Origin of the sequence: Pandoraea sp. 64-18 (assembly GCF_001899225.1) — a bacterium.
GTDB lineage: Bacteria > Pseudomonadota > Gammaproteobacteria > Burkholderiales > Burkholderiaceae > Pandoraea > Pandoraea cepalis.
Map to the genome: position 1 here is coordinate 168,919 of NZ_MKVU01000012.1, position 21,529 is coordinate 190,447.

Annotated in this window: 18 protein-coding genes; 12 read left to right on the forward strand and 6 right to left on the reverse strand. The window is 65.5% G+C overall.

What is annotated here, in order from left to right; all coding sequences use genetic code 11:
- Positions 1 to 193 precede the first annotated feature (193 nt).
- From BGP02_RS09255 to hslU, 3 genes are all read left to right on the forward strand, one after another.
- A complete protein-coding gene (locus tag BGP02_RS09255) occupies positions 194 to 2,383 on the forward strand; it encodes a TonB-dependent receptor (protein ID WP_286798388.1) in 2,190 nt (729 codons plus the stop codon).
- 288 nt (positions 2,384 to 2,671) lie between these two features.
- Positions 2,672 to 3,223, forward strand: a complete 552-nt coding sequence (gene hslV, locus BGP02_RS09260; protein WP_017235117.1) for an ATP-dependent protease subunit HslV — start codon at positions 2,672 to 2,674, stop codon at positions 3,221 to 3,223.
- Positions 3,224 to 3,330: 107 nt separating this feature from the next.
- Complete coding sequence (gene hslU, locus BGP02_RS09265; RefSeq protein WP_017235116.1) at positions 3,331 to 4,689, forward strand: ATP-dependent protease ATPase subunit HslU; 1,359 nt, start codon at positions 3,331 to 3,333, stop codon at positions 4,687 to 4,689.
- A 75-nt stretch (positions 4,690 to 4,764) separates the two neighbouring features.
- On the opposite strand, the gene BGP02_RS09270 is transcribed toward hslU, so the two are convergent.
- Both BGP02_RS09270 and BGP02_RS09275 read right to left on the reverse strand, forming a co-directional pair.
- A complete protein-coding gene (locus BGP02_RS09270) occupies positions 4,765 to 5,307 on the reverse strand; it encodes a response regulator transcription factor (RefSeq protein WP_017235115.1) in 543 nt (180 codons plus the stop codon).
- A complete protein-coding gene (locus tag BGP02_RS09275) occupies positions 5,304 to 6,572 on the reverse strand; it encodes an ATP-binding protein (protein WP_286798389.1) in 1,269 nt (422 codons plus the stop codon). Before BGP02_RS09275 ends, BGP02_RS09270 begins: the two co-directional genes overlap by 4 nt.
- Positions 6,573 to 6,813: 241 nt before the next feature.
- On the opposite strand from BGP02_RS09275, the gene BGP02_RS09280 reads away from it, so the two are divergent.
- The 3 genes from BGP02_RS09280 to BGP02_RS09290 all read left to right on the forward strand — a co-directional run bounded on the left by BGP02_RS09280 (position 6,814) and on the right by BGP02_RS09290 (position 9,722).
- A complete protein-coding gene (locus tag BGP02_RS09280; protein ID WP_017235113.1) occupies positions 6,814 to 7,341 on the forward strand; it encodes a copper chaperone PCu(A)C in 528 nt (175 codons plus the stop codon).
- A 662-nt stretch (positions 7,342 to 8,003) separates the two neighbouring features.
- Positions 8,004 to 8,909, forward strand: a complete 906-nt coding sequence (gene argB / locus BGP02_RS09285) for an acetylglutamate kinase (RefSeq protein ID WP_017235112.1) — start codon at positions 8,004 to 8,006, stop codon at positions 8,907 to 8,909.
- A 114-nt stretch (positions 8,910 to 9,023) separates the two neighbouring features.
- The gene (locus BGP02_RS09290) at positions 9,024 to 9,722 is read left to right on the forward strand and encodes a Dph6-related ATP pyrophosphatase (RefSeq protein ID WP_286798390.1); all 699 of its coding nucleotides are present in this window, start codon (positions 9,024 to 9,026) and stop codon (positions 9,720 to 9,722) included.
- A 15-nt stretch (positions 9,723 to 9,737) separates the two neighbouring features.
- On the opposite strand, the gene BGP02_RS09295 is transcribed toward BGP02_RS09290, so the two are convergent.
- A complete protein-coding gene (locus BGP02_RS09295; protein ID WP_268567146.1) occupies positions 9,738 to 10,643 on the reverse strand; it encodes a LysR family transcriptional regulator in 906 nt (301 codons plus the stop codon).
- 251 nt (positions 10,644 to 10,894) lie between these two features.
- On the opposite strand from BGP02_RS09295, the gene mdlC reads away from it, so the two are divergent.
- From mdlC to BGP02_RS09310, 3 genes are all read left to right on the forward strand, one after another.
- Positions 10,895 to 12,523: a benzoylformate decarboxylase gene (mdlC, locus tag BGP02_RS09300; protein ID WP_286798391.1), complete on the forward strand. Its 1,629-nt coding sequence runs from the start codon at positions 10,895 to 10,897 to the stop codon at positions 12,521 to 12,523.
- A 53-nt stretch (positions 12,524 to 12,576) separates the two neighbouring features.
- Positions 12,577 to 14,046 (forward strand): aldehyde dehydrogenase, encoded by a 1,470-nt coding sequence (locus BGP02_RS09305; RefSeq protein ID WP_261939394.1) that lies wholly within the window; start codon positions 12,577 to 12,579, stop codon positions 14,044 to 14,046.
- 94 nt (positions 14,047 to 14,140) lie between these two features.
- The gene (locus tag BGP02_RS09310) at positions 14,141 to 15,508 is read left to right on the forward strand and encodes an MFS transporter (protein WP_017233980.1); all 1,368 of its coding nucleotides are present in this window, start codon (positions 14,141 to 14,143) and stop codon (positions 15,506 to 15,508) included.
- Positions 15,509 to 15,623: 115 nt separating this feature from the next.
- On the opposite strand, the gene BGP02_RS09315 is transcribed toward BGP02_RS09310, so the two are convergent.
- The 3 genes from BGP02_RS09315 to BGP02_RS09325 all read right to left on the reverse strand — a co-directional run bounded on the left by BGP02_RS09315 (position 15,624) and on the right by BGP02_RS09325 (position 18,391).
- Positions 15,624 to 16,568, reverse strand: coding sequence for a PDR/VanB family oxidoreductase (locus tag BGP02_RS09315; RefSeq protein ID WP_017233981.1), 945 nt, complete (start codon positions 16,566 to 16,568; stop codon positions 15,624 to 15,626).
- On the reverse strand, positions 16,565 to 17,638 hold the full coding sequence (locus BGP02_RS09320) for a Rieske 2Fe-2S domain-containing protein (RefSeq protein WP_268567149.1): 1,074 nt from the start codon (positions 17,636 to 17,638) through the stop codon (positions 16,565 to 16,567). The genes BGP02_RS09315 and BGP02_RS09320 overlap by 4 nt, the downstream gene beginning before the upstream one ends.
- 84 nt (positions 17,639 to 17,722) lie before the next feature.
- A complete protein-coding gene (locus BGP02_RS09325; protein WP_017233983.1) occupies positions 17,723 to 18,391 on the reverse strand; it encodes a GntR family transcriptional regulator in 669 nt (222 codons plus the stop codon).
- A gap of 211 nt (positions 18,392 to 18,602) precedes the next feature.
- Here BGP02_RS09325 and BGP02_RS09330 point away from each other — a divergent pair, with 211 nt between their 5' ends.
- The 3 genes from BGP02_RS09330 to BGP02_RS09340 are packed head-to-tail and all read left to right on the forward strand — an operon-like array spanning position 18,603 to position 21,161.
- On the forward strand, positions 18,603 to 19,445 hold the full coding sequence (locus tag BGP02_RS09330) for a gallate dioxygenase (protein ID WP_017233984.1): 843 nt from the start codon (positions 18,603 to 18,605) through the stop codon (positions 19,443 to 19,445).
- Entirely contained in the window at positions 19,442 to 19,801 is a 360-nt protein-coding gene (locus BGP02_RS09335) for a hypothetical protein (protein ID WP_017233985.1), read from the forward strand. The genes BGP02_RS09330 and BGP02_RS09335 overlap by 4 nt, the downstream gene beginning before the upstream one ends.
- Before the next feature lie 19 nt (positions 19,802 to 19,820).
- Positions 19,821 to 21,161, forward strand: a complete 1,341-nt coding sequence (locus tag BGP02_RS09340) for a LysR family transcriptional regulator (protein ID WP_150562099.1) — start codon at positions 19,821 to 19,823, stop codon at positions 21,159 to 21,161.
- The last annotated feature ends 368 nt before the right edge of the window (positions 21,162 to 21,529 follow it).

The following is a 21,529-nucleotide window of genomic DNA, read 5'->3' on the forward strand; positions in this document are numbered from 1 at the left end:
CGCGCTGACTGCGCGAATCCCTGCCACGGTCCGTACCGACCCTCGCAGCCTTCGGGCCCGCGATGGCGGCGGCTGCACGCTCGTCGGCCCATCATCGCCGACGCGGCGGGGCTTCGTTCGCGCCGAGGCCCGGAATCCTCGGGAGCCCGTTGACGAGGCTCCCGCGCACCGACCCAACACACCCGATACCGACATGGCACTTTCTGCTTTGAACGCCGCGCGTGAGCGCGCGACGCCCTTGCTAGCTCCCGCTTTCCCCATCGAGGCCCCTTCGGCTTCCCGCCGGGCACGCCGCCCGTGGCCGGTGAACTCGCCGCGCCCGCTCGCCGCAGCGCTGACGTTCAGCGCGCTCGCTGCGGCAAGCGCGTCCGTGCAGGCGGCCGATGTGTCCGATGCACCCTTGGAAGCAACGTCTGCCGCTGCCGTCCCGGCGAGGCCTGAAGTGACGTTGCCAACCACCTTCGTGACCGGCAATCCGCTTGGGCGCGCCGCTGCCGACTTGACCGTGCCACTTACCGAACTCGACGGGAAGGCGCTGGCGTTGCGCCGTGCAGGCACGTTGGGCGAGACGCTTGACGGGCTGCCGGGCGTGTCGGCCACATCGTACGGCCCGAACGTCAGTCGCCCCATCATTCGTGGCCTCGACGGCGACCGCATTCGCGTGTTGCAGAACGGCACGGCGGCGCTCGACGCCTCGTCGCTATCCTACGATCACGCCGTGGCGCAGGATCCGCTGACGATCGAACGCGTAGAAGTCGTGCGGGGCCCTGCGGCACTGCTCTATGGCGGCAATGCGGTCGGCGGCGTGATCAACACCATTGACAACCGCATTCCGCGAGAATCCATCACCGGCATTTCCGGTGCGACGGACTTCAGCTATGGCGGTGCGAACCGCGAGCGTGCCGGGGCCGCGCAACTTGAATTCGGCAACGGCGAGTTCGCGTTCCACGTTGACGGCTTCGCCCGAAAAAGCGCGGACCTGCGCATTCCCGGCTTCGCCCGTTCGGCGCAACAACGCGCCCGCGACGACGACGACACGCCGCAACCGTCGGGCACCTTGCCCAACAGCCAGGGGCAGGTGGGTGGCGCGGCTGTCGGTGCGTCGTGGACGTGGGCCGACGGCTATACGGGCCTGTCGTACTCCGGTTACGACTCGGATTACGGCACCGTGGCCGAGGCGGACACACGCATTCGGCTGCGGCAGCAGCGTTTGGCATTGGCCAGCGAGATCCGCGACCTGAGCGGCCCGATCACCGCTCTCAAGTTCAACTTTGGCTACACCGATTACGAGCACAAGGAAATCGAAAACGGCGAGACGGGGACGACCTTCAAGAATCACGGCTACGAAGGCCGTATCGAAGCGCGTCACGCGAAGCTCGGGCCACTCGACGGCGCCGTGGGCGTGCAGTTCTCGCAGAACACCTTCTCAGCGCTAGGTGAAGAGGCCTTTGTGCCGAAGAGCGACACGCGCAACGTCGCGCTGTTTGCCCTCGAAGAGTGGGCGATGCATCCGGCGATCAACCTCTCGTTCGGCGCGCGCATCGAGCACTCGAGCGTCAAGCCGACGGCGGGCGGTAATGAACGCTTCGACAATCTGCCGTCGCGCGACTTCACGCCGGGCAGCGTGTCGGCGGGTGCGGTCTTCGCATTGGCCCCCGCGTGGTCGGTCGCGCTCAACACCTCGTACACCGAGCGCGCGCCCACGTTCTATGAGCTGTATGCGAACGGCCCGCACCTGGCGACCGGGGTCTGGGAAATCGGCAGTCCGCAGGCCGCGATTGAAAAGGCGTTTTCGACGGACCTGTCGCTACGCTATGAACAGGGCCCGAACAAGGCCAGCGTCGGTCTCTTCTACAGCCGCTTCAACAACTTCATCGCACTCAACAATACGGGGCGCACGATCGATGAGGGCGGCCAGAGTTTGCCGGTCTATCACTACGCGGGTGTGCCAGCCGACCTCTACGGAATGGAAGCCGAAGGCCGTGCGCGCCTTTGGCGCGGTCACGGCAACCTCGATCTCGAACTGCGCGGCGACTACACGATCGCGCGCAACCGCGAGACGGGCGAACCGCTGCCGCGCATCGCACCATTGCGTCTGACGGCGGCGCTTGCCTATGCGTTGGGTCACTGGGGCGCGCGACTGGAAATGGTGCACGCGAGTCCTCAAGGCCGCGTGCCTGCCAACGATCTGACGACCCGTGGCTACACCACGCTCGGAGCGGCGCTCACCTATCAGTTCAAGGCGGGTGGCGCGCAGTGGCTGGCGTACTTGAAGGGAGAGAACCTGACCAACCAGGAGGTACGTTTGGCCAGCTCGGTGCTGCGCGACATTGCGCCGCAGGGGGGGCGCTCGGTTCGCGTGGGTTTGCGCACCACGTTCTGAGCGGGATCGTGCCGCAAAAACGGAGTAATTTCCGAGAAATTTCCTCGCAGTAGGCGATTCGCGCGGCGCATTGCCGCGCGAATTTCACGATCCATGCCACGTTGTGCGACATCGCCTCGAGGGCGTCAAGCAGGGCGGGCGTGTTGCCGTCGACGCCTCTTGATATTCTTTCGATTGCCCTAAACTACAGTGACATCTCGCCCGGTCGGGCACGTCGTCACGGTTGTGTGGCGCGCACGGCCGGGCCAATCGTTACGGGGCGCACGTCGCCCCCGAAAAGGAACAGGCATGGAGCAATATCACGGCACCACCATCGTCTGCGTTCGGCGCGGCGATCAGGTCGCGCTTGGCGGCGACGGTCAGGTCACCCTCGGCAACATCGTGATGAAGGGCACCGCCCGCAAGGTTCGCACGATTTACGACGGCAAGGTCATGGTTGGCTTCGCGGGTGCGACGGCCGATGCCTTCTCGCTGCTCGATCGTTTCGAGGCGAAGCTCCAGAAGCACCAGGGGCATTTGACGCGCTCGGCGGTGGAACTGGCCAAGGATTGGCGTACCGACCGCATGCTGCGCCGGCTCGAAGCGATGATGATCGTCGCTGATGCCGAGACCACGCTGGTCATCACCGGCAACGGCGATGTGCTCGATCCGGAGGGTGGCGTTGCCGCGATCGGTTCGGGCGGATCGTACGCCCAGGCGGCCGCCCGCGCGCTGGTCGAGAACACGGACCTGACGCCGGCGGAAGTCGTCAAGAAGGCGCTGACGATCGCGGGCGAAATGTGCATCTACACCAACGGCAATCACATCATCGAGGCGCTGCCCCCGAAGGCAGCGCAGTGACGACGCGCGTGCCGCAGCGGGCCTCCCTCCTGCGGCACGATTGGCCGGTCGGCAGGTGACCGGCCGGACGTCACCCTCCGTGCGAACCCCCTAATTTGGCGAACGTCATGACCCATATGACCCCCTCAGAGATCGTTTCCGAACTCGACAAACACATCATCGGCCAGCACAAGGCCAAGAAGGCCGTCGCGGTGGCGTTGCGCAACCGCTGGCGCCGTCAGCAGGTGGCCGATCCCCTGCGTCAGGAAATCACGCCGAAGAACATTCTGATGATCGGTCCGACCGGTGTCGGCAAGACCGAAATCGCGCGCCGTTTGGCCAAGCTGGCCGACGCGCCATTCATCAAGGTCGAGGCGACCAAGTTCACCGAAGTCGGCTACGTGGGGCGCGACGTGGACAGCATCGTGCGCGACCTCGCGGAAATCGCGATCAAGCAGACGCGTGAAGCTGAAATGAAGAAGGTGCGCACCACGGCGGAAGATCGCGCCGAGGATCGCATTCTCGATCTGTTGCTGCCGAGCGGGCGCGAGTCGTCGCGCGACATCCGTTTCGGTTCGGCGTCGCACGAGGTCGAGGCCAGCAGCGAGGATAACGCCACGCGCCAGACGTTCCGCAAACGTCTGCGCGAAGGTCAGCTCGACGACAAGGAAGTCGAGTTGGAAGTGGAAATTCCGGCGCAGGGCATGGAGATCATGGGCCCGCCGGGCATGGAAGAGATGACCGAGCAGATCAAGGGCATGTTCGCGAATCTGGGCAACCAGCGCAAGAAGCGCCAGAAGCTCAAGATCAAGGACGCGCTCAAGGTGCTGACCGACGAAGAAGCGTCGAAGATGCTCAACGACGAGGAGGTCAAGCAACTGGCCTTGCGCAACGTCGAGCAGAACGGCATCGTGTTCCTCGACGAAATCGACAAGATCGCCACGCGCAGCGAAGTGGGTGGCGGCGACGTGTCGCGTCAGGGCGTGCAGCGCGACCTGCTGCCGCTCGTGGAAGGCACGACCGTGAGCACGAAGTTCGGCATGATCAAGACGGATCACATTCTGTTCATCGCGAGCGGGGCGTTCCATCTGGCCAAGCCGAGCGATCTGATTCCGGAACTGCAGGGCCGCTTCCCGATTCGCGTCGAACTCGAATCGCTGTCGGTCCAGGATTTCGAAGCGATCCTCACGCAGACGGATGCCAGCCTCGTGAAGCAGTATCAGGCCTTGCTCGCCACGGAAGACGTGACGCTCGACTTCGCGCCGGACGGCATCAAGCGGCTCGCGGAAATCGCTTTCTCTGTGAACGAGAAGACGGAAAACATCGGGGCGCGACGTCTATACACCGTCATCGAAAAGCTGCTCGAGGACATCTCGTACAACGCCGGCAAGCAGGCGAACGAAGTGGTGTCGATCGACGCCGGCTACGTCAATCGCTTCCTCGAGGAAGTGGCGCAGAACGAAGATCTGTCGCGCTACGTGCTGTGATGGCGTGACGTTCGTTGCAATGTGAAAAAGGCCCCTCGGGGCCTTTTTTTGCGTTTGACGATTTGACGATGGGCGTTACTGCTTCACCGGACGCTTGAGCAGTTTGCGCTGCAGCGTGCGCCGATGCATGTTCAGCGCGCGTGCCGTGGCGGAGATGTTGCCGTTGTGCTCGGTGAGCACGCGTTGAATGTGCTCCCATTCGAGGCGCGCGACCGACAGCGGCGAGGGGTTTTCGATGGCTTCGTCGGCCTGGGTCTCGCTCGCATCGCTGCGCAGCGACGCGAGGATGGTGTCGGCGTTGGCCGGCTTGGCCAGGTAGTTGTCGGCGCCATCCTTGACGGCTTGCACCGCCGTCGCAATGCTCGCGTAGCCGGTGAGCACCAGCATGCGTGATTTCGGTTGCAACGCGCGCAATGGTGCGATGAGCGGCAGTCCCGAGTCATGGCCCAGATGGAGGTCGACCGAGATCAGGTCGAACTGGCGCGTGCGCGCCGCGAGCAGCGCCGCGGCACTGTCGGCGGCGATCTGCACGTCGTAGCCGCGCCGCGTCAGCGCGCGGGCGAGCGTTTCGGCGAAAACGACGTCGTCGTCGATAAGAAGGAAGTGGGAGGCGTTCATGTCTGACTCCGCGAGCCGAAGAGGAAAGTGGCCATCGGCAGGCGCAGCTCGGCGCGCGTGCCTTGCGGCGTGTTGGGGGTGAGGACGATGTCGCCGCCGAGACGCTGGGCACTGGCAAAGGCCAGATACAGGCCCATGCCTTGTCCGCCGTGCGTACTCATGACGGGTGAATTTCCCAGCCGGGTACGCAGCTCGGCGGTCATGCCGGGGCCTTCGTCGCAGACCGTGAAGCGGATGTCGTCCGGCGTGACCGCCACGTCGAGGGTGACCGACGACGGGCTGAAATACGCGGCGTTATCGAGCACGATGGTCAGGATCTGGCCAACTTGCACGGTGTCTTCGATGCGCGCGGTCAACTTCGGCGGCACGTGCATCTGGAACTGGACTTGCGGATGCCGTAAGCGCCATTGCGTGGTGAACGCCGGCAACCATTCGGCCAACGCCTGCCGCACCGGTGCCGCCGCACGCGTCTGCACGTGGCCGATGGCGCTCTTGCACAGCGCGATTTGTTGTTCAAGCGTCTGCAGATCCGGCTCGTAGGGCTTCAACGCGGCATTGCCCAGGCTCTCGCTGCGCAGTTCGCCGACGACCACGGCCATGGTCGAGAGCGGGGTGCCGAGTTCGTGCGCCACGCTCGCGGCCTGAGCGCCGAGAGCGGCCATCCGCTCGTCGCGCAGCAGCCGCTGTTCGGCGCGGGCGAGTTGCGCGTCGCGCGCGCGCAAGGCCCGCGACATCCGCGAAACGAACCACGCGATCACGAGCACGCTGACCACGAAGTTGACCCACATGCCGGCCAGATGCAGGCGCAGCAGATTGCCCGGGTCTGCCAGATCGAGCGGCACGTACTGAAAGTTCAGCGCGCCATACGCGACCAGCGAGAGCAGCGCCAGTTGCGACGCGTTGCGCCATGGCAGCACGGCGGCGGCGATCGCCAGGCCCGGCAGGAAGAGGGAGACGAACGGGTTGGTCGCGCCGCCCGAGAAGAACAGCAGCGCCGTGAGCGCGGCCAGATCGACGAGCAACTGGCTCATCAGGTCCAGATCGGTGCGGCGCCGGGCGCGCTCGATACCTCGCCGCGTGCGCACCCACGTGAGGACGTTGAACAGCACTTCGAGGGCGATGATGGTGAGCATCGGCTCGAGCGGCAGACGTACGCCGAGCCAGAGTTGCACGACGCCGATCGTCGCCAACTGGCCGACGATGGCCAGACAGCGCAACCAGAAGAGCTGAACGACGTTGGCTCGCTCGATGGGGAAATGGGTCATACGACAAGTGTACCAAGTCCGGGTCACGGCCTATCCCGCGTCGCAGGGCGCTGCGACACTCTGCCGCATGGGTGCCGATGAAGAACCGATGAGGCGCCGATGATCGGCATCACGCAACGCGTTCCCGCGTGAGGCGGGGCGCGACTACAATGAGCATCCACGTCTTGCGCGGCAGGGTGTCGCGTAACCTCTCATGCGATACAGGGCGGAAGCCTTCCGTCGACAACGATAAGGAGTTTGCATGAAGCACAAGCTATGGGCAGTTGCCGCACTGAGTCTCGGCATGGCTTCGGCCTACGCACAGGTGGGGCAGGTGACGGTGTCCGACGCGTGGGCACGCGGCACCGTGCCGGGTCAGAGTGCGACCGGCATTTTCATGACGTTGCAGGCGCCTCGGGCGACCACGCTCGTGGGCGTGAGCACCCCCGCCGCCGCAAACGCCGAAGTGCATGAAATGAAGCTCGAAGGCACGCTCATGAAAATGCGCGCCCTGCCGAGCGGTTTGCCGCTGCCGGCCAATCAGCCCGTGCAGCTCAAGCCGGGCGGCTATCACATCATGCTCAGCGACCTGAAGACGCCGCTCAAGAAGGGCGACACCGTACCGGTCACGTTGCGCTTCGAATCCGCCGATCACAAGATGTCCGAGCAGCAGGTTCAGATCCCTGTGCTCGACCTGACGGCGAGCGGGCCTGCGGGCGCCGGCATGAGTGGTATGAATGGTATGAGCGGTATGGCCGGCATGGCGCACGGCGCCGCCCATAGTCAATAGAGCGCCGGCGGTTCGGGCCATGGCCAACAAGACGCTCGGTACCCGGCAGAAGCTGATGTTTCGCGGCACGGCGGGTGTCGGCGGCCGGGTGGGCGCCCGTTACACGGGGGGGCGGCCTCCGTCACCGGCGCCTGGCGCGCCCGGGGTGCCGGGCCGTCGGCCGGGGTCAGTCGGGATTGGCAATGGTCGCGAGGTCGGTGGGGTTGGTGAGGTTGGCGGACGTCGCACGGGCGGCGGCGGTGCCGCTGATTCCCGCACCGGCCGCAAGCAGCGCCGCGCGAAGACAGGCGGGGCATAGACAGGTGCCCCGCGGCGAAACGAGTTGCACAACTGCAACAGCGGCGGCGTTGTCAGGGGCTGGCCTCTGGCGGGGGGGCGCAGCGCGTAAATCGGGAGCGAAAGGGGACGCGGTAAAAATCGGCCGCTGACGGGCGTGCATGGAGAGGCCAAAGGGGAGATACGCACGCGCGGCCCTGCGCCGCTGACGGGGCGAGAATCGCCGCATTTGCGGTTGCCGCCCCGCATGTGACGAAGGGTCGCCATGGGCATCGACCGACGCAAGTCCCAGACCCTGTCGAATCCCGTCAAAGCCCCGCACGGCCGGGCGCCTTGGCTGTACAATTCGCCGTGTTTCTGGTCCACCTGCGAAAAACCTTCCCGCCATGTCCGATCTGCAACCGTCTTCCATCGACGACATCGCTCCTGCTCTCAAGGCCGAAGTTCTGGCTGAGGCGATGCCGTATATCCGCAAATATCACGGCAAGACCGTGGTGATTAAATACGGCGGCAACGCAATGACCGAAGAGCGCCTGAAGCGAGGCTTCGCGCGCGACGTCATTCTTCTCAAGCTCGTGGGCATCAACCCGGTGGTGGTGCATGGGGGCGGTCCGCAGATCGATCAGGCGCTCAAGAAGATCGGCAAGCAGGGCACGTTCGTCCAGGGCATGCGCGTGACCGACGAAGAGACGATGGAAGTGGTTGAGTGGGTGCTCGGCGGCGAAGTCCAGCAGGACATCGTCATGCTGATCAACCAGTACGGCGGCCAGGCGGTGGGTCTCACCGGCAAGGACGGCGGCCTGATCAACGCGCGCAAGATGTTGATTCCGGATCGCGAAAACGCCGGCAAGCTGCTCGACATCGGTTTCGTCGGTGAAGTCGACTCGATCAATCCGGCCGTGGTGCGTGCGCTGCAAGACGACGCTTTCATCCCGGTGATTTCGCCGATCGGCGTTGGGGAAGATGGCCAGGCGTACAACATCAACGCCGACCTCGTGGCCGGCAAGCTCGCCACGGTGTTGGGCGCCGAGAAGTTGGTGATGATGACCAACATCCCGGGCGTGATGGACAAGGACGGCAATCTGCTGACCGACCTGTCGGCGCGCGAGATCGACGACCTATTCGCCGACGGCACGATCTCGGGCGGCATGCTGCCGAAGATCTCGTCGGCACTCGACGCTGCGAAGAGCGGCGTGAAGTCGGTGCACATCGTCGACGGCCGCATCGAGCATTCGGTGCTGCTCGAAATCCTGACGGAACAGCCATTCGGCACGATGATCCGCTCGCATTGAGTGCGACGTGTGGGGGCGGTGACGATGCCAACATCGCACGGCCCCCCCGAGTATCGAAGGCGGACCCTGCGGGGTCCGCTTTGTTTTGGTGTGACCCCTTTTTCGCGAGACCGCATGCCCACCCCCGCCTTTTTCTCCTGGAGCGGCGGCAAGGATTCCTGCCTTGCCCTGCATCACGCATTGTCTGGCGACACGCGCGGCGAGCCGCACTACGAGGTGCGTCGTCTGCTTGCGATGTTCGACGAAACGGGCGACAGCTCGCGCTCGCATGGTTTGCCGCGTGAATTGATGCAGGCGCAGGCGGACGCACTCGGCATCGCGCTCGACGTCGGCCATGCCGGCTGGCGCGAATACGAGGCGGCGTTCGTCGCCCGCTTGCTGGCGATGCGGGCCGAGGGCATCACGCATGGCTTGTTCGGCGATATCGATCTGCAGCCGCATCGCGATTGGGAAGAGAAGGTCTGCGCGGCGGCGGGCATGACCGCCGTATTGCCGCTGTGGCAACGCGAGCGCCTGACACTCGCGCACGAATTCATCTCGCTGGGCTATCGGGCGGTGATCGTCTGTGTGGACGGTCGGCACCTCGGGCCGGAATTCGTCGGCCGCGAATACGATGCCTCGCTGCTGGCGGACCTGCCGGCGCACGTCGACGCGTGCGGTGAGAACGGCGAGTTCCACACGTTCGCCTACGATGGCCCTCGCTTCACGCGCCCGGTGCCGTGGCGCATCGAGTGTGTCGAGACGATTCACGGCCCCAAAGAGTACGGCGGCACGCCGTACCACCGCGCGCAGATCGTGGCAGCGGGCGGCTGACCGGCGCCCACGGCATCAGCCGGGCGCCGTCAGCCGACGCAGTTCGTCGAGCAGCTTGGCGGCGGGGCTTGGCAAGATCCCTTGACGGCGGCGGAAGGCCGTGAGCGTGCGCGTGGCGTGAACGGTCGGGATCGCCAGGGTGTCCATCACACGCGCGCGTGCTTCGACGTCATACATCGGCTCGGGCATCCACGTCAGAAAGCCGCATCGCGCGACCATGCTCTTGAGCACCGGGACGGAGCGCGTCTCCACGACAATGCTGGGCAACGCCAGCCCATGCGAGGCGAACACGCTTTCCACATGCGCGTATGGCGCGGTGCCGCGCGGCGGAATCGCCCAGCGTTCTCCGAGTGTGTCGGCCAGTGTGAGCGTGCCGCGCTGGCGCAACGGATGGTCGCACGCGGCGACCACATAGCTGTCGTCCTTCCAATGGCAGTCGGAGATCGCGACGATGTCATCGGTGTCGGGGGCCACAGTCGAGAGCGCCAGATCGATCTCGTGGTGCATCAGTCCCTGGGCGAGCCGGTCCCAAACCCCTTCGATGATTTCCACGCGCAGGTTCGGCCAGCGGTCGAGCACGCGCTCGACCGCGAGCGGCAGCACATGGCTGGCGATGGCGCCGACCGCGCCGACCTTGATCGTGCCTTTCGCGAGCCCGCGCAGCGCATCGATTTCTTCACGCGCATGCTCGGCTTCGCGCTCGAGCAACATGGCGTGCGGCAGCAACGCTTGCCCGAATGCCGTCAAGGCCATCCCCTTGCTGTGACGCTCGAACAGCGGCGCGCCGAGATCGGCTTCGAGCCGTTTGATGGTACGGCTCAGCGCGGGCTGCGTGAGATGCAGCTCGGTCGCGGCGCGTCCGAGACTGCCGGTCTCGACGATGGTCGTGAAAGCGCGCAATTGCTGGAGATTGAGGCTCATGAGGGGGGAGGGCACTCCAGAGGTCGGAACGAGACCGAGCGCCGCTCCGGCAACGTGGCAGCAGGGCGGCGCATAAGTCATGCAAAATCGTAATGACTTCGGCACGCAAAAGCAATTCCGGTGCATATATCGACTCCCTATACTCGTCGAAGCGCTCGCCGAGACCCGCAACTGATCGCGCGGCCCGAGCTACGACAACCGCCCGCCGTCACGCGTTCGCCCGTAGACGGTGGCAGGAGACGACAGCCCCCATGAAAGACAGCCGAGAACTTCGTGCCGGCCAACGCGCCGGCGACCCTCAGACCCTGACGGTTCGCGAGGTGGTCATCGATCTGATGCGCCGCCATGGCATGACAAAGGTATTCGCCAACCCCGGTTCGACCGAGCTGCCGTTGTTCCGCGACTTCCCGCCGGACTTCGAGTACGTGCTGGGCCTGCAGGAGGCCGTCGTTGTCGGCATGGCCGATGGTTATGCGCAGGCGAGCGGCAACGCGGCGTTCGTCAACCTGCACTCGGCCGCCGGTGTCGGCAACGCGATGGGCAACATCTTTACCGCCTACAAGAACCAGACGCCGCTCATCGTGACGGCCGGACAGCAGGCGCGCTCGATTCTCCCGTTCGATCCGTTCCTCGCGTCGGTGCGTGCGACCGAGTTGCCGCAACCGTACGTCAAGTTCAGTCTGGAGCCGGCGCGCGCCGAAGACGTGCCGATGGCGCTGGCCCGCGCCTATCACATCGCCATGCAGGAACCGAAGGGGCCGGTCTTCGTCTCCATTCCGGTCGATGATTGGGACCGGCCGGCCGAGGCGTTGCCGCCGCGTCAGGTGAGCACGCGGGTGCAGCCCGATCCGTTCGCACTTGCCCAACTGGGGGCGGCGCTCGATGCATGCTTGCGTCCGGTGTTCGTGGTCGGCTCGTCGATTGACCGCGCCGGGGCGTTCGATGCCGTGCGCGCGTTGGCCGAGCGGCATCACGCGCGCGTCTTCACCGCACCGATGTCCGCGCGCTGCGCGTTCCCGGAAGATCACCGGCTGTTTGCCGGTTTCCTGCCGCCGATGCGCGAGAAGATCGTCGATCTGCTGGGCGGCCACGATCTGATTCTTGTGATTGGCGCCCCGGCGTTCACGTATCACGTGGAAGGGACCGGGCCGCACGTGCCCGAGGGCGCTTCGCTGTTCCAGTTGATCGAAGATCCGGGCGTGGCCGCGTGGACGCCGGTCGGCGCCTCCGTCGTCGGTAACGTGCGACTCGGTGTCGAAGCCTTGCTTGCGCGTGAGGTGCCCGGCGAGCGCGCGTTGCCGCCGCCGCGCAGCATGCCGCCGGTGGCGCTGCCGAACGCGGCAGGCGAGCGCATGTCGACGGCCTTCGCACTGCAAACGCTCGCGAGCGTTCGCGCGGCGCACGACATCGTCGTCGAGGAGGCGCCGAGCGCACGCTCTGTCATGCAGCAATACCTGCCGTTCTCGCAGCCGGGCACGTTCTACACGATGAACAGCGGCGGTCTCGGCTACTCGATGCCCGCGGCCGTCGGGGTGGCGATGGCGCATCCCGGGCGGCGCGTCATCGGCCTGATTGGCGATGGCTCCGCGATGTACTCGATTCAAGGCTTGTGGAGCGCGGCGCAAGCCAGGCTGCCAATCACGTTCGTTATCCTGAATAATCGGCGCTACGCCGCGTTGCAGGACTTCGCGCCGTCGTTCGGCTTCGGCCCCACCGATCCGGTGCAGGGGACCGATCTGCCCGATCTGGATTTCGTGCGTCTGGCCGAAGGCATGGGCGTGCGCGCGCAACGCGTCGCGCAGGGCGGCGAGTTGCACGGCGTCCTGTCGCAGGCACTCGCGAGCGGCGAGACGCGTCTTGTCGAGATCGTGGTGACGTGACGCACGGCGCGTGCCATCCCGAGACGAACTACCGAGCCAGGAGACAAAACACCATGCAAGCCCAGCAAGATCCCAAAGCGCTGACGATGTTGATCGCCGGCAAGCGCGTCGGCGCCACACACGGCGCCACGTTCGAGCGACGCAATCCGCTGGACGGCGAGGTCGCCTCGCGCGCCCCCGCCGCCACGGTCGACGACGCCCGCGCCGCGGTGCGCGCCGCGTGGGACGCGTTCCCCGCCTGGTCGAACACCGGTCCCGGCGAACGGCGCGCGCTGTTGATGAAGGCCGCCGACCGGCTCGAAGCGAAGATCGAGGCGTTTCAGGCGGCCATGGCGGCGGAAACGGGAGCGTCAGGTCTGTGGGCCGGCTTCAACGTGCATCTGGCGGCGCAGGGGCTGCGCGAAGCCGCCGCCATGACGACGCAGATCGCCGGCGAGATCATCCCCTCGGATGTGCCGGGCAGCCTCGCGATGGGCGTGCGTCAGGCCGCCGGCGTAGTGCTGGGCATCGCGCCGTGGAACGCGCCGGTGATTCTTGGCGTGCGCTCGCTCGCGCTGCCGCTCGCCTGCGGCAACACCGTCGTCTTCAAGGGCTCGGAGCTGTGCCCGGCCACGCACGGCCTGATTGCCGATGCGCTCGACGAAGCCGGTCTGCCGCCGGGCGTCGTGAACTTCATTACGAATGCACCGAAAGACGCGGGCGCCATCGTCGAAGCGCTGATCGCCGCGCCTGCGGTGCGTCGCGTGAACTTCACCGGCTCGACGCGCGTCGGCCGCATCATCGCCACGCTGTGCGCCGAGCATCTCAAGCCGGCGGTGCTGGAGCTGGGCGGCAAGGCGCCGTGTCTTGTGCTCGACGATGCCGATCTCGACGCGGCCGTCAACGGTGTCGCGTTCGGCGCGTTCGCCAACTCCGGCCAGATCTGCATGTCGACGGAGCGCATCGTGGTGGCGGAATCGATTGCCGACGCCTTCGTCGACAAGCTCGCCGCCAAGGCGCGCGCACTGCCGCTGGGCGATCCGCGCGACGGCCCGGTCGTACTGGGCTCGGTGATCGACATGGCGACCGTCGCGCGCTGCAATGCGTTGATCGACGATGCGCTTGCCAAGGGCGCAACGCTGCTGTGCGGCGGCCGTGCCGACACCACGCTCATGCCTGCGACGTTGCTCGATCACGTCACGCCGGACATGCAGATCTACCGCGAAGAGTCGTTCGGTCCGGTCAAGGGCATTGTGCGCGTGAAGGACGACGAAGCCGCCATCGCCTGCGCCAACGACAACGCCTATGGCCTGTCGTGCGCCGTGTTCAGTCGCGACATCGCCCGCGCGATGGGCGTGGCCAAGCGCATCGAATCGGGCATCTGCCACATCAATGGCCCCACAGTGCACGACGAAGCGCAGATGCCGTTCGGCGGCGTGAAGTCGAGCGGCTGGGGACGTTTCGGCGGCAAAGCCGGCATTCACGAATTTACCGATCTGCGCTGGATGACGGTGCAGACCACCCCGCGTCATTACCCGTTCTGAGCGACGTCCAGTCGCCAGCGCACCGATGATGTCATGCAGGACCACCATACCGCCGCAGCCGGGACACCGGAACAGACGGCCGGAGGAGACAACCGTGTCACAACCGTTTGAGACTGCGCCGGCGACTGCCGGCGCCACGTCCGGCCACACCCAGGCCGGCGACGCGCACCACCCTGAAGCGAACACCGCTGGCGCGACGGCGAATTTCGGCCGCGTAGTGGCGGCTAGTTGCTTCGGTACCGCCATCGAGTGGTATGACTTTTTCGTCTACGGCTTTCTCGCGCCCATCGTGTTCGATCGGCTGTTCTTCCCGCAGCTCGACGCGATGACCGGCATGATCGCCGTATTCGCCACGTTCGCCGTAGGCTTCCTCGCGCGGCCGATCGGCGGCATTGTATTCGGACACTTCGGCGACCGCATCGGTCGCAAGTCGATCCTGCTGTTCACGCTGATTCTGATGGGCGTGGCCACCACGATGATCGGTCTGTTGCCGACCTACGACCAGGTCGGCATGTGGGCGCCGATCATGCTCGTGACGCTGCGCTTCGTGCAGGGATTTGCGCTCGGTGGCGAGTCGGTCGGCGGGTTGCTGATGACCGTCGAGGCGGCCCCCGCGCACTTACGCGGCCTGTTCGGCGGACTGATCCAGGCCGCCGGGCCGACGTCGATCGTTGGCGCGTCGCTCGCTATCGTGCTGATTACCCGCCTGCCCGAAAAGGATCTGCTCGCGTGGGGCTGGCGCGTGCCGTTTCTCGTGAGCCTGCTGCTCGTGGCGCTGGGCACCTACGTGCGCCTGAAAGTCGAGGAGTCGCCGAGCTTCAAGGCGGCGGAGCAGCATCGCGACATCGCGAAAGTGCCGGTCGTGGAAGTGCTCACGCATTACTGGCGGCCGACGCTCGTCACGTTCTTCATCTGCCTGGCCGAGACGAGCTTCTTTTACCTGGTCGCGATTTTCTCGCTGTCGTATGGCACCAAGACGCTCGGCTTGCCGCGCAACATGATGGCTGACGGCGTGTTGTACGCGAACCTGCTCGCCATGCTGACGATCCCGACGTTCGGCATGCTCTCCGACAAGCTGGGCCGCCGTCCGATGTTCCTGTTGGGGCTGGCTGCCACGGCGATCTTCATCTATCCGTTCTTCCTGATGATGGGCAGCAAGGAGACGGCGCTGGTCGTGCTCGCCATCGTGATCGGCGCGGGCCTGATTCACCCGATGATGTTCGGTCCCGAAGGCAGCTTCTTCTCGGAACTGTTCGATACGCGCGTACGCTTCTCGGGCGTGTCGCTCGGCAAGCAGATCGGTACCGTGCTGGGGGGCGGACTCGCACCGATGATCGCGGCGAGTCTGCTTGCCTGGAGCCATGGCCACATCTGGCCGGTCATCGTCTACTTCCTCGTGCTCGCCGCGATGGCGCTGATCTCGACGTTCCTCGTCCGGGAGACGAAGGCCCGGGTGCTGTGAGGCCCACGACATAGAGACGTCGATGGCGTTCGCGACGCGGTCAGGTCATCAAGAAAAGTCAGCCCCGCTCGCGATGCGAAGCGGGGCGATTTCCTTCGGTGAGGACAAGGATGCGTTACAGATCGAGCACCAGCATGGGCGACCGGCTGCGCGAGCAGCACGGCAGGATCTGGTCGTTGGCGGCGCGCTCGTCGTCGGTCAGGTAGACATCGCGATGCTCCGGGGTGCCGTCGATCACCCGCGTGAGGCACGTGCCGCACACGCCTTGCTCGCACGACATCTGCACTTCCACGCCGTGCGCGGCGAGCGCCGCGACAATGGTCTCGCCCGCCTTCACGTCGATCACGCGACCGCTCGAATGCAGCTTGACCTGGAATGCCTTGTCGCCCGCCGTGTCCGACGGCACCGGTGCGGCGAAGTACTCGCGATGCACATTGCCTTCCGGCCACTGCGCCGCTTCTGCGCGTGCCAGCACGGCGTCGATGAATCCTGCCGGGCCGCAGACATACAGGTGCTTGCCGACGGACGGTTGCGCAAGAATCGCGTCGAGATCGGCGCGCTCGCCTTCGCTGTCGAAGTACAGGTGCGTCTTCGCCGCGAGATCGTCGCGCGCGAAACGATCGCGAAACGCCGTGCGCGCCGGTTCACGCGTGCCGTAATGCACTTCGAACGACGCGCCGCGGGCGCACAACGCTTCGGCCATGCACAGAATCGGCGTCACGCCGATCCCTCCGGCAAGCAGGATGCTGTGCGTGGCGTGTTCCACCAACGGGAAGTGATTGCGCGGCGCGCTGATCTCCACCGTCGTGCCGGGCGTGAGCGCATGCATGGCGGTCGAACCGCCGCGCGACGCCGGGTCGCGCAGTACACCCACGCAATAGCGATGGGTCTCACCGGGCGCATTGCACAACGAGTACTGCCGCACGAGCCCGTCGGCGACATGCACGTCGATGTGCGCACCCGCGGTGAAGGCCGGCAAGGGCGTGCCGTCGACACTCACCCATTCGAATTCGCAGATGTCGGTGGCGACATCGCGCTTGCTCGCGAGCCGGACCTTCATGCCGCGTTCTCCGCGTTCCCCAGGCTGCCCGCGATCCCCTTTGCGGCCCGTTCGGCCTCGATCAGCCGATCGAGCACCTTGCGCGACTGCACGCCGCCGGCGTCGATGTTGAGCTTCAGGATCTTCTTCTCCGGATACGCCGAGAGGTTGCGTTGCTGGGCTTCGAGCACTTCCTGGTCCTCGGCGAAGATACCGCCCTGGCCGCGCTTGATCGCGGCGGTCAGCTCGGCATCTTCGGGCTTGAAGTTACGCGCCATGCCCCAGAAGTACCAGATCGATTCGTCGGTCTCGGGCGTGATGAAGTCGACCACGATGCTGCCGGCCTTCTTGTCGGCCGGGGCGTCGTAACCGCCATGACCCGCGTGCGCCACACCCACTTCGATCATCACGTGACTCGGCGGCGTGAAGCGGCACACCTGCCAGCGGTCGCACGGCACCTGGTCGTCCAGGCCGTTCGCGCGCAGTGCGCTCGCCCAGAACGGCGGGGCCTTGATGTTCTCCATATGACGCGCCGTGATCACGCTATCCCCCTCGACCGTCGTCTTCGGCGGGGCTTCCTCGATCTCGTCCTGACCGATGCTCGTCGCGTGCACGTAGGTCTCGTGCGTCAGATCCATCAGGTTGTCGATCATCAGTCGATAGTCGCACTTGATGTGATACAGGCCACCGCCGTAGGCCCACTGATCGCTCACCGCCCATTCCAGGTGAGGAATCTCGTCGGGATTTGCGAGCGCGGCGTCGCCCGGCCAGACCCACACGAAGCCGTAACGCTCCACGCACGGATACGCGCGCGTTTTCGGGAAGCCGCCGACGCGCTGGCCGACCATCTTCGTGCACTTGCCGCCGCCGTCGACCGTCAGGCCGTGATAGCCGCACACGAGGTGGCCGTCCTTGACGAAGCCCAGCGACAGCGCCGCGCCGCGATGCGGACAGAAGTCTTCCAGGGCCGCGACGTTGCCGTTGGCTTCACGGAAAAACACCATCGCTTCGTTGCAGACCTTGCGGCCCAATGGCTTGTCGGCGAACTCGTCCGGCGTGCATGCGACGTACCAGGTATTTTTCAGAAACATGTTCGTTTGTCTCCTTGGCGCGCCGTCGACGGGCGCGCTCTCGTGTCGATAGAGGATGGTCGGGATGAAGTCGAGGGACGCGTGTCAGAGCAACTGCGCGCCCATGCTGTGTTCCTGGGTGACGATGTGCTCGCGGCACATGAACTCGGCACGATCGGGCTGACGGGCGGCAATCGCCTCGACAATCGCGTGATGCTGGCGATGCGCGTACGCGATGATGTCGGCGTACTGGCGTCGGTCCTTGTGTCCGAAGGCCACCGTACGCGGCGCGACGAAAGGCACCAGATTGCAGCGCGCGACGAAGCCTTCGAGCAGCGGATTCTGCGCGCCGACGACGAGCAGGTCATGAAAGCGCGCGTTGAGCGACGCGTAACCGATCTGTACTTCGGCTGTCATCGTATGGTCGGCGAGCAGGGCGTCGCCTTCGGCCAACAGGTCGCGCAACTGCTTGAGCAGCTCGGCGCTTGCGCCCTTTTCGGCCAGCAGACGCGCGGCATAACCTTCGAGCGCGCCACGCAGATGCAGCGCCTCGACACTTTCCTCACGCGTATGCGCTCGCACCGCGTAGCCGCGCTGACCGGCACGCACGACCAGCCCTTCCTCGGCAAGCACCGGCAATGCCTGCCGCACCGGCATGCGCGAGACACCGAGTTGCTCCGCGAGCTTGGCTTCGGCCAGACGCTCGCCCGGCGCAAGTTCACCCTTGAGAATCATCTCGCGCAACTGAACCGTGGTGGGCGTGGGATGCAGCATGCGTCTCCTTTCGATGGCGGAAATTCGTGCCGGTCATTCTGGAGGCTTCCAGACCCGGCTTTTTTATTATGGGATCCCATAATAAGACATTGCATCAGTAAATACCCTGCTTTATGTGCATATGGGATCCCGTATAGACTCGCCGCAGCATAACGGTGGGGGATCGCATGGCATCGCCCACGCATGACAAGACAAAGGACGGAGACTTCACGTGGCAAAGATCATTGGGGGGATCGGTACGTCGCATGTGCCGACCATCGGCGTGGCGTACGACAAGGGCAAGCAGCAGGATCCCGCGTGGGCGCCGCTGTTCCAGGGCTACGAGCCCGTGGCGAAGTGGCTGGCGGAGAAGCAGGCCGATGTGCTGGTGTTCTTCTACAACGATCACGCGACCACGTTTTTCTTCGACATGTATCCGACGTTCGCGCTCGGCGTGGGTGACTCGTTCCCGATCGCCGACGAAGGGGCCGGGCTGCGTCCGTTGCCGCCGATTCGGGGCGACGTCGCGCTGCAGGCACACATTGCCGAGTCGCTCGTGAACGACGAATTCGACATCACCGTATTTCAGGACAAGCCCATCGATCACGGCTGCGCGTCGCCGCTGCCGCTGCTGTGGCCGCACAAGCCGGACTGGCCGGGTACGGTCGTGCCGATCGCCATCAACGTTTTGCAATACCCATTGCCGACGGGGCGCCGCTGCTATCGCCTCGGTCAGGCCGTGCGCCGCGCCATCGAGTCGTATCCGGAAGATCTGCGCGTGGTGGTGGTGGGCACGGGCGGTCTCTCGCACCAGATCCACGGCGAGCGCGCGGGCTACAACGACGAAGCGTGGGATCGCGAATTCCTGTCGTTGCTCGAACATCAGCCCGAGACGCTGACCGAACTCAGGCATGTGGATTACGTCGAGCGCGGCGGTGCCGAGAGCGTGGAGCAAATCATGTGGCTGTCGATGCGCGGTGCGCTGGGCCCGCGCATCAAGCGTCTGCATCTGAACTACTACCTGGCGACGACGACGGCCATGACCGTCGCGCTCTACGAGGAGGACGCCGCATGAACCCGCAGCTCGAAGGCATCGAGGCGATCACCGGCACGTACGCGTTCGACTTGCGCGTGAGCCATCGCACGCTCAAGCTCAATCGCTTCTTCTGGCACATGATTCGCGCCGACAATCGGGAGTCGTTTCTCGGCGACCCCGTTGCTGCGATGACCGCCGCCGGTCTGACCGCCGACGAACAGGCGATGGTGCAAGCGCAGGACTGGCTTGGACTCGTGCGTCACGGCGTGAATTTCTTCGTGCTCGAAAAATTCGCTCGCGTGGTGCGCAAGACGAACCTCGAAGTCTATGCGCTCATGCGCGGCGAGACGCTCGACGAGTTCATGGCCACGCGCCGCGTGCCGACCCTGCGCTGAACCCGGCGACGCACCGCGCATGTCCATCGACACGTCGATCAGCCTGACCACGCCGTTGGCCGCCCCTCAACTCGCCTGTCACGAGCGCGGCACATGGAGCCGTGCGCCACAGAGCAACGAGGCGACGCTCCTGTGCCGAAAATTGCGCGGCCTGCGCGCGATGGTCGCCGTGCTGGAATGCGATTCGGTAGCGCGTGCGGCGCGCATGCTGCATCTCTCACAGTCGGCCGTTGCACGCTCGATCTCCGATATCGAGGCGGAGCTGGGCTTTCCGTTGTTTCACCGCAGCGCGCGCGGCCTGACGCCGAACGCGGCCGGTCAGCGCCTGGGTGTGCGCGCCACGCGCGCACTCGCGGAGTTGGCCAACGGGTATCGCGACGCGTTTGCCGCCACGGCGTCGCAGGCCGACGGCGGTGCGCGGGCCGCAAGTCGCTTCGCGGCGGTTGTCGCTCCCCAGCAACTCACCAGCTTCATCGCGGTCGCGGAGCTGGGTAGCGGGCCGCTCGCGGCGAGCCGCCTGCAATGCTCTCAACCGACCATCCAGCGCAATCTCGATCAGCTCGAAGATCTGATCGGTATCAAGCTGTTTCGACGCACGCCGCGCGGCACGCGTCTGACGGACGAGGCGCAGGCGTTGCTCGGCCCGGTCAAGCGCGCGCTGGCCGAGCTGGCGATCGCCGAAGACGAACTCGCGCCATTCGGGGGGCGTCAGCAAGGCACCGTGATCGTTGCCGCGTTGCCGCTGTCCAGTGGCTTTCTGCTGCCCAAAGCCATCGACAGTCTGCTGTACCAGTCGCCGTATCTGAATGTGACAGTGGTGGACGGCACCTACGAAGCCCTGATTCGCCAGTTGCGACAGGCCGACGTCGACATGATCGTCGGCGCCTTGCGAGCGAGCGACGTGCCGCAGGACATTCGCCAGGAGGCGCTGTTCGAGGATCACCTGTCGGTGGTCGCCCGTGCCGACCATCCCTGCCTGTCGTCGGGCCGCACGCCCACGCTCGCGGAACTGGCCGAGTACGGCTGGGTGAGCCCGCTGCCCTCCACGCCCGCGCGCCGGGTATTCGAGCGCGTGTTTCATGCGGAGGGTCTGGCATTGCCGCGTACGCAGGTGCACGCGAGCAGTTCACCGGTGGTACGCGGGTTATTGTCATCGAGCGACCGGCTTGCGTTGCTCTCGCCGGTGCAGATCACGTCGGAGTTGCGCACCGGCGAGCTGGCCGTTGTACCGGTGCCGTTGCAGCATGCACGTCGTGCGATCGGTGTCGCCACGCGGCGCGACGGCTTGCTGTCCCCGGCCGCTGAGCAATTGCTCGACGAGCTGCGCGCGCTGGCCCCGACAATGCAGCATCCGACGTAAGACGCGTGACAGGCTCGCGATACGGTTCGCGAGCGCGGCGAAATTCGCTGATTTCGCCATGGCTTGCATGTGTCGACGCGTTCTCTTCCTTCCGAGTCATTCGACTTGAAATGTGCCGTGACGCCTTCCCGCCGCGCCTTTTGCGGCGGGCGTTCCACCATGGGAACGCAAAACGTCTCGCACTGCGAAATCTCGCTCGCGAAATGCGTCCCGTCACGTAAGGGAAATCTCGGGGATATACGAAAAACGCGACGCTCGACGCGGGAGTTTCATTCGACGCGCCGCGCTCGGCTGCCTAAGCTGTTTCCCATACCTTGAAAAGGCCCGCCCCCCGGCGTGCCACATCGAAAAAGCGGAGCGGCGCTCGA

Excerpts from the sequence above, each read along its gene's own strand:
- BGP02_RS09255 (WP_286798388.1), top strand. The coding sequence starts at position 194 with ATGGCACTTTCTGCTTTGAACGCCGCGCGTGAGCGCGCGACGCCCTTG.
- hslV (WP_017235117.1), top strand. The coding sequence starts at position 2,672 with ATGGAGCAATATCACGGCACCACCATCGTCTGCGTTCGGCGCGGCGAT.
- hslU (WP_017235116.1), top strand. The coding sequence starts at position 3,331 with ATGACCCATATGACCCCCTCAGAGATCGTTTCCGAACTCGACAAACAC.
- BGP02_RS09270 (WP_017235115.1), bottom strand. The coding sequence starts at position 5,307 with ATGAACGCCTCCCACTTCCTTCTTATCGACGACGACGTCGTTTTCGCC.
- BGP02_RS09275 (WP_286798389.1), bottom strand. The coding sequence starts at position 6,572 with ATGACCCATTTCCCCATCGAGCGAGCCAACGTCGTTCAGCTCTTCTGG.
- BGP02_RS09280 (WP_017235113.1), top strand. The coding sequence starts at position 6,814 with ATGAAGCACAAGCTATGGGCAGTTGCCGCACTGAGTCTCGGCATGGCT.
- argB (WP_017235112.1), top strand. The coding sequence starts at position 8,004 with ATGTCCGATCTGCAACCGTCTTCCATCGACGACATCGCTCCTGCTCTC.
- BGP02_RS09290 (WP_286798390.1), top strand. The coding sequence starts at position 9,024 with ATGCCCACCCCCGCCTTTTTCTCCTGGAGCGGCGGCAAGGATTCCTGC.
- BGP02_RS09295 (WP_268567146.1), bottom strand. The coding sequence starts at position 10,643 with ATGAGCCTCAATCTCCAGCAATTGCGCGCTTTCACGACCATCGTCGAG.
- mdlC (WP_286798391.1), top strand. The coding sequence starts at position 10,895 with ATGAAAGACAGCCGAGAACTTCGTGCCGGCCAACGCGCCGGCGACCCT.
- BGP02_RS09305 (WP_261939394.1), top strand. The coding sequence starts at position 12,577 with ATGCAAGCCCAGCAAGATCCCAAAGCGCTGACGATGTTGATCGCCGGC.
- BGP02_RS09315 (WP_017233981.1), bottom strand. The coding sequence starts at position 16,568 with ATGAAGGTCCGGCTCGCGAGCAAGCGCGATGTCGCCACCGACATCTGC.
- BGP02_RS09320 (WP_268567149.1), bottom strand. The coding sequence starts at position 17,638 with ATGTTTCTGAAAAATACCTGGTACGTCGCATGCACGCCGGACGAGTTC.
- BGP02_RS09325 (WP_017233983.1), bottom strand. The coding sequence starts at position 18,391 with ATGCTGCATCCCACGCCCACCACGGTTCAGTTGCGCGAGATGATTCTC.
- BGP02_RS09335 (WP_017233985.1), top strand. The coding sequence starts at position 19,442 with ATGAACCCGCAGCTCGAAGGCATCGAGGCGATCACCGGCACGTACGCG.
- BGP02_RS09340 (WP_150562099.1), top strand. The coding sequence starts at position 19,821 with ATGTCCATCGACACGTCGATCAGCCTGACCACGCCGTTGGCCGCCCCT.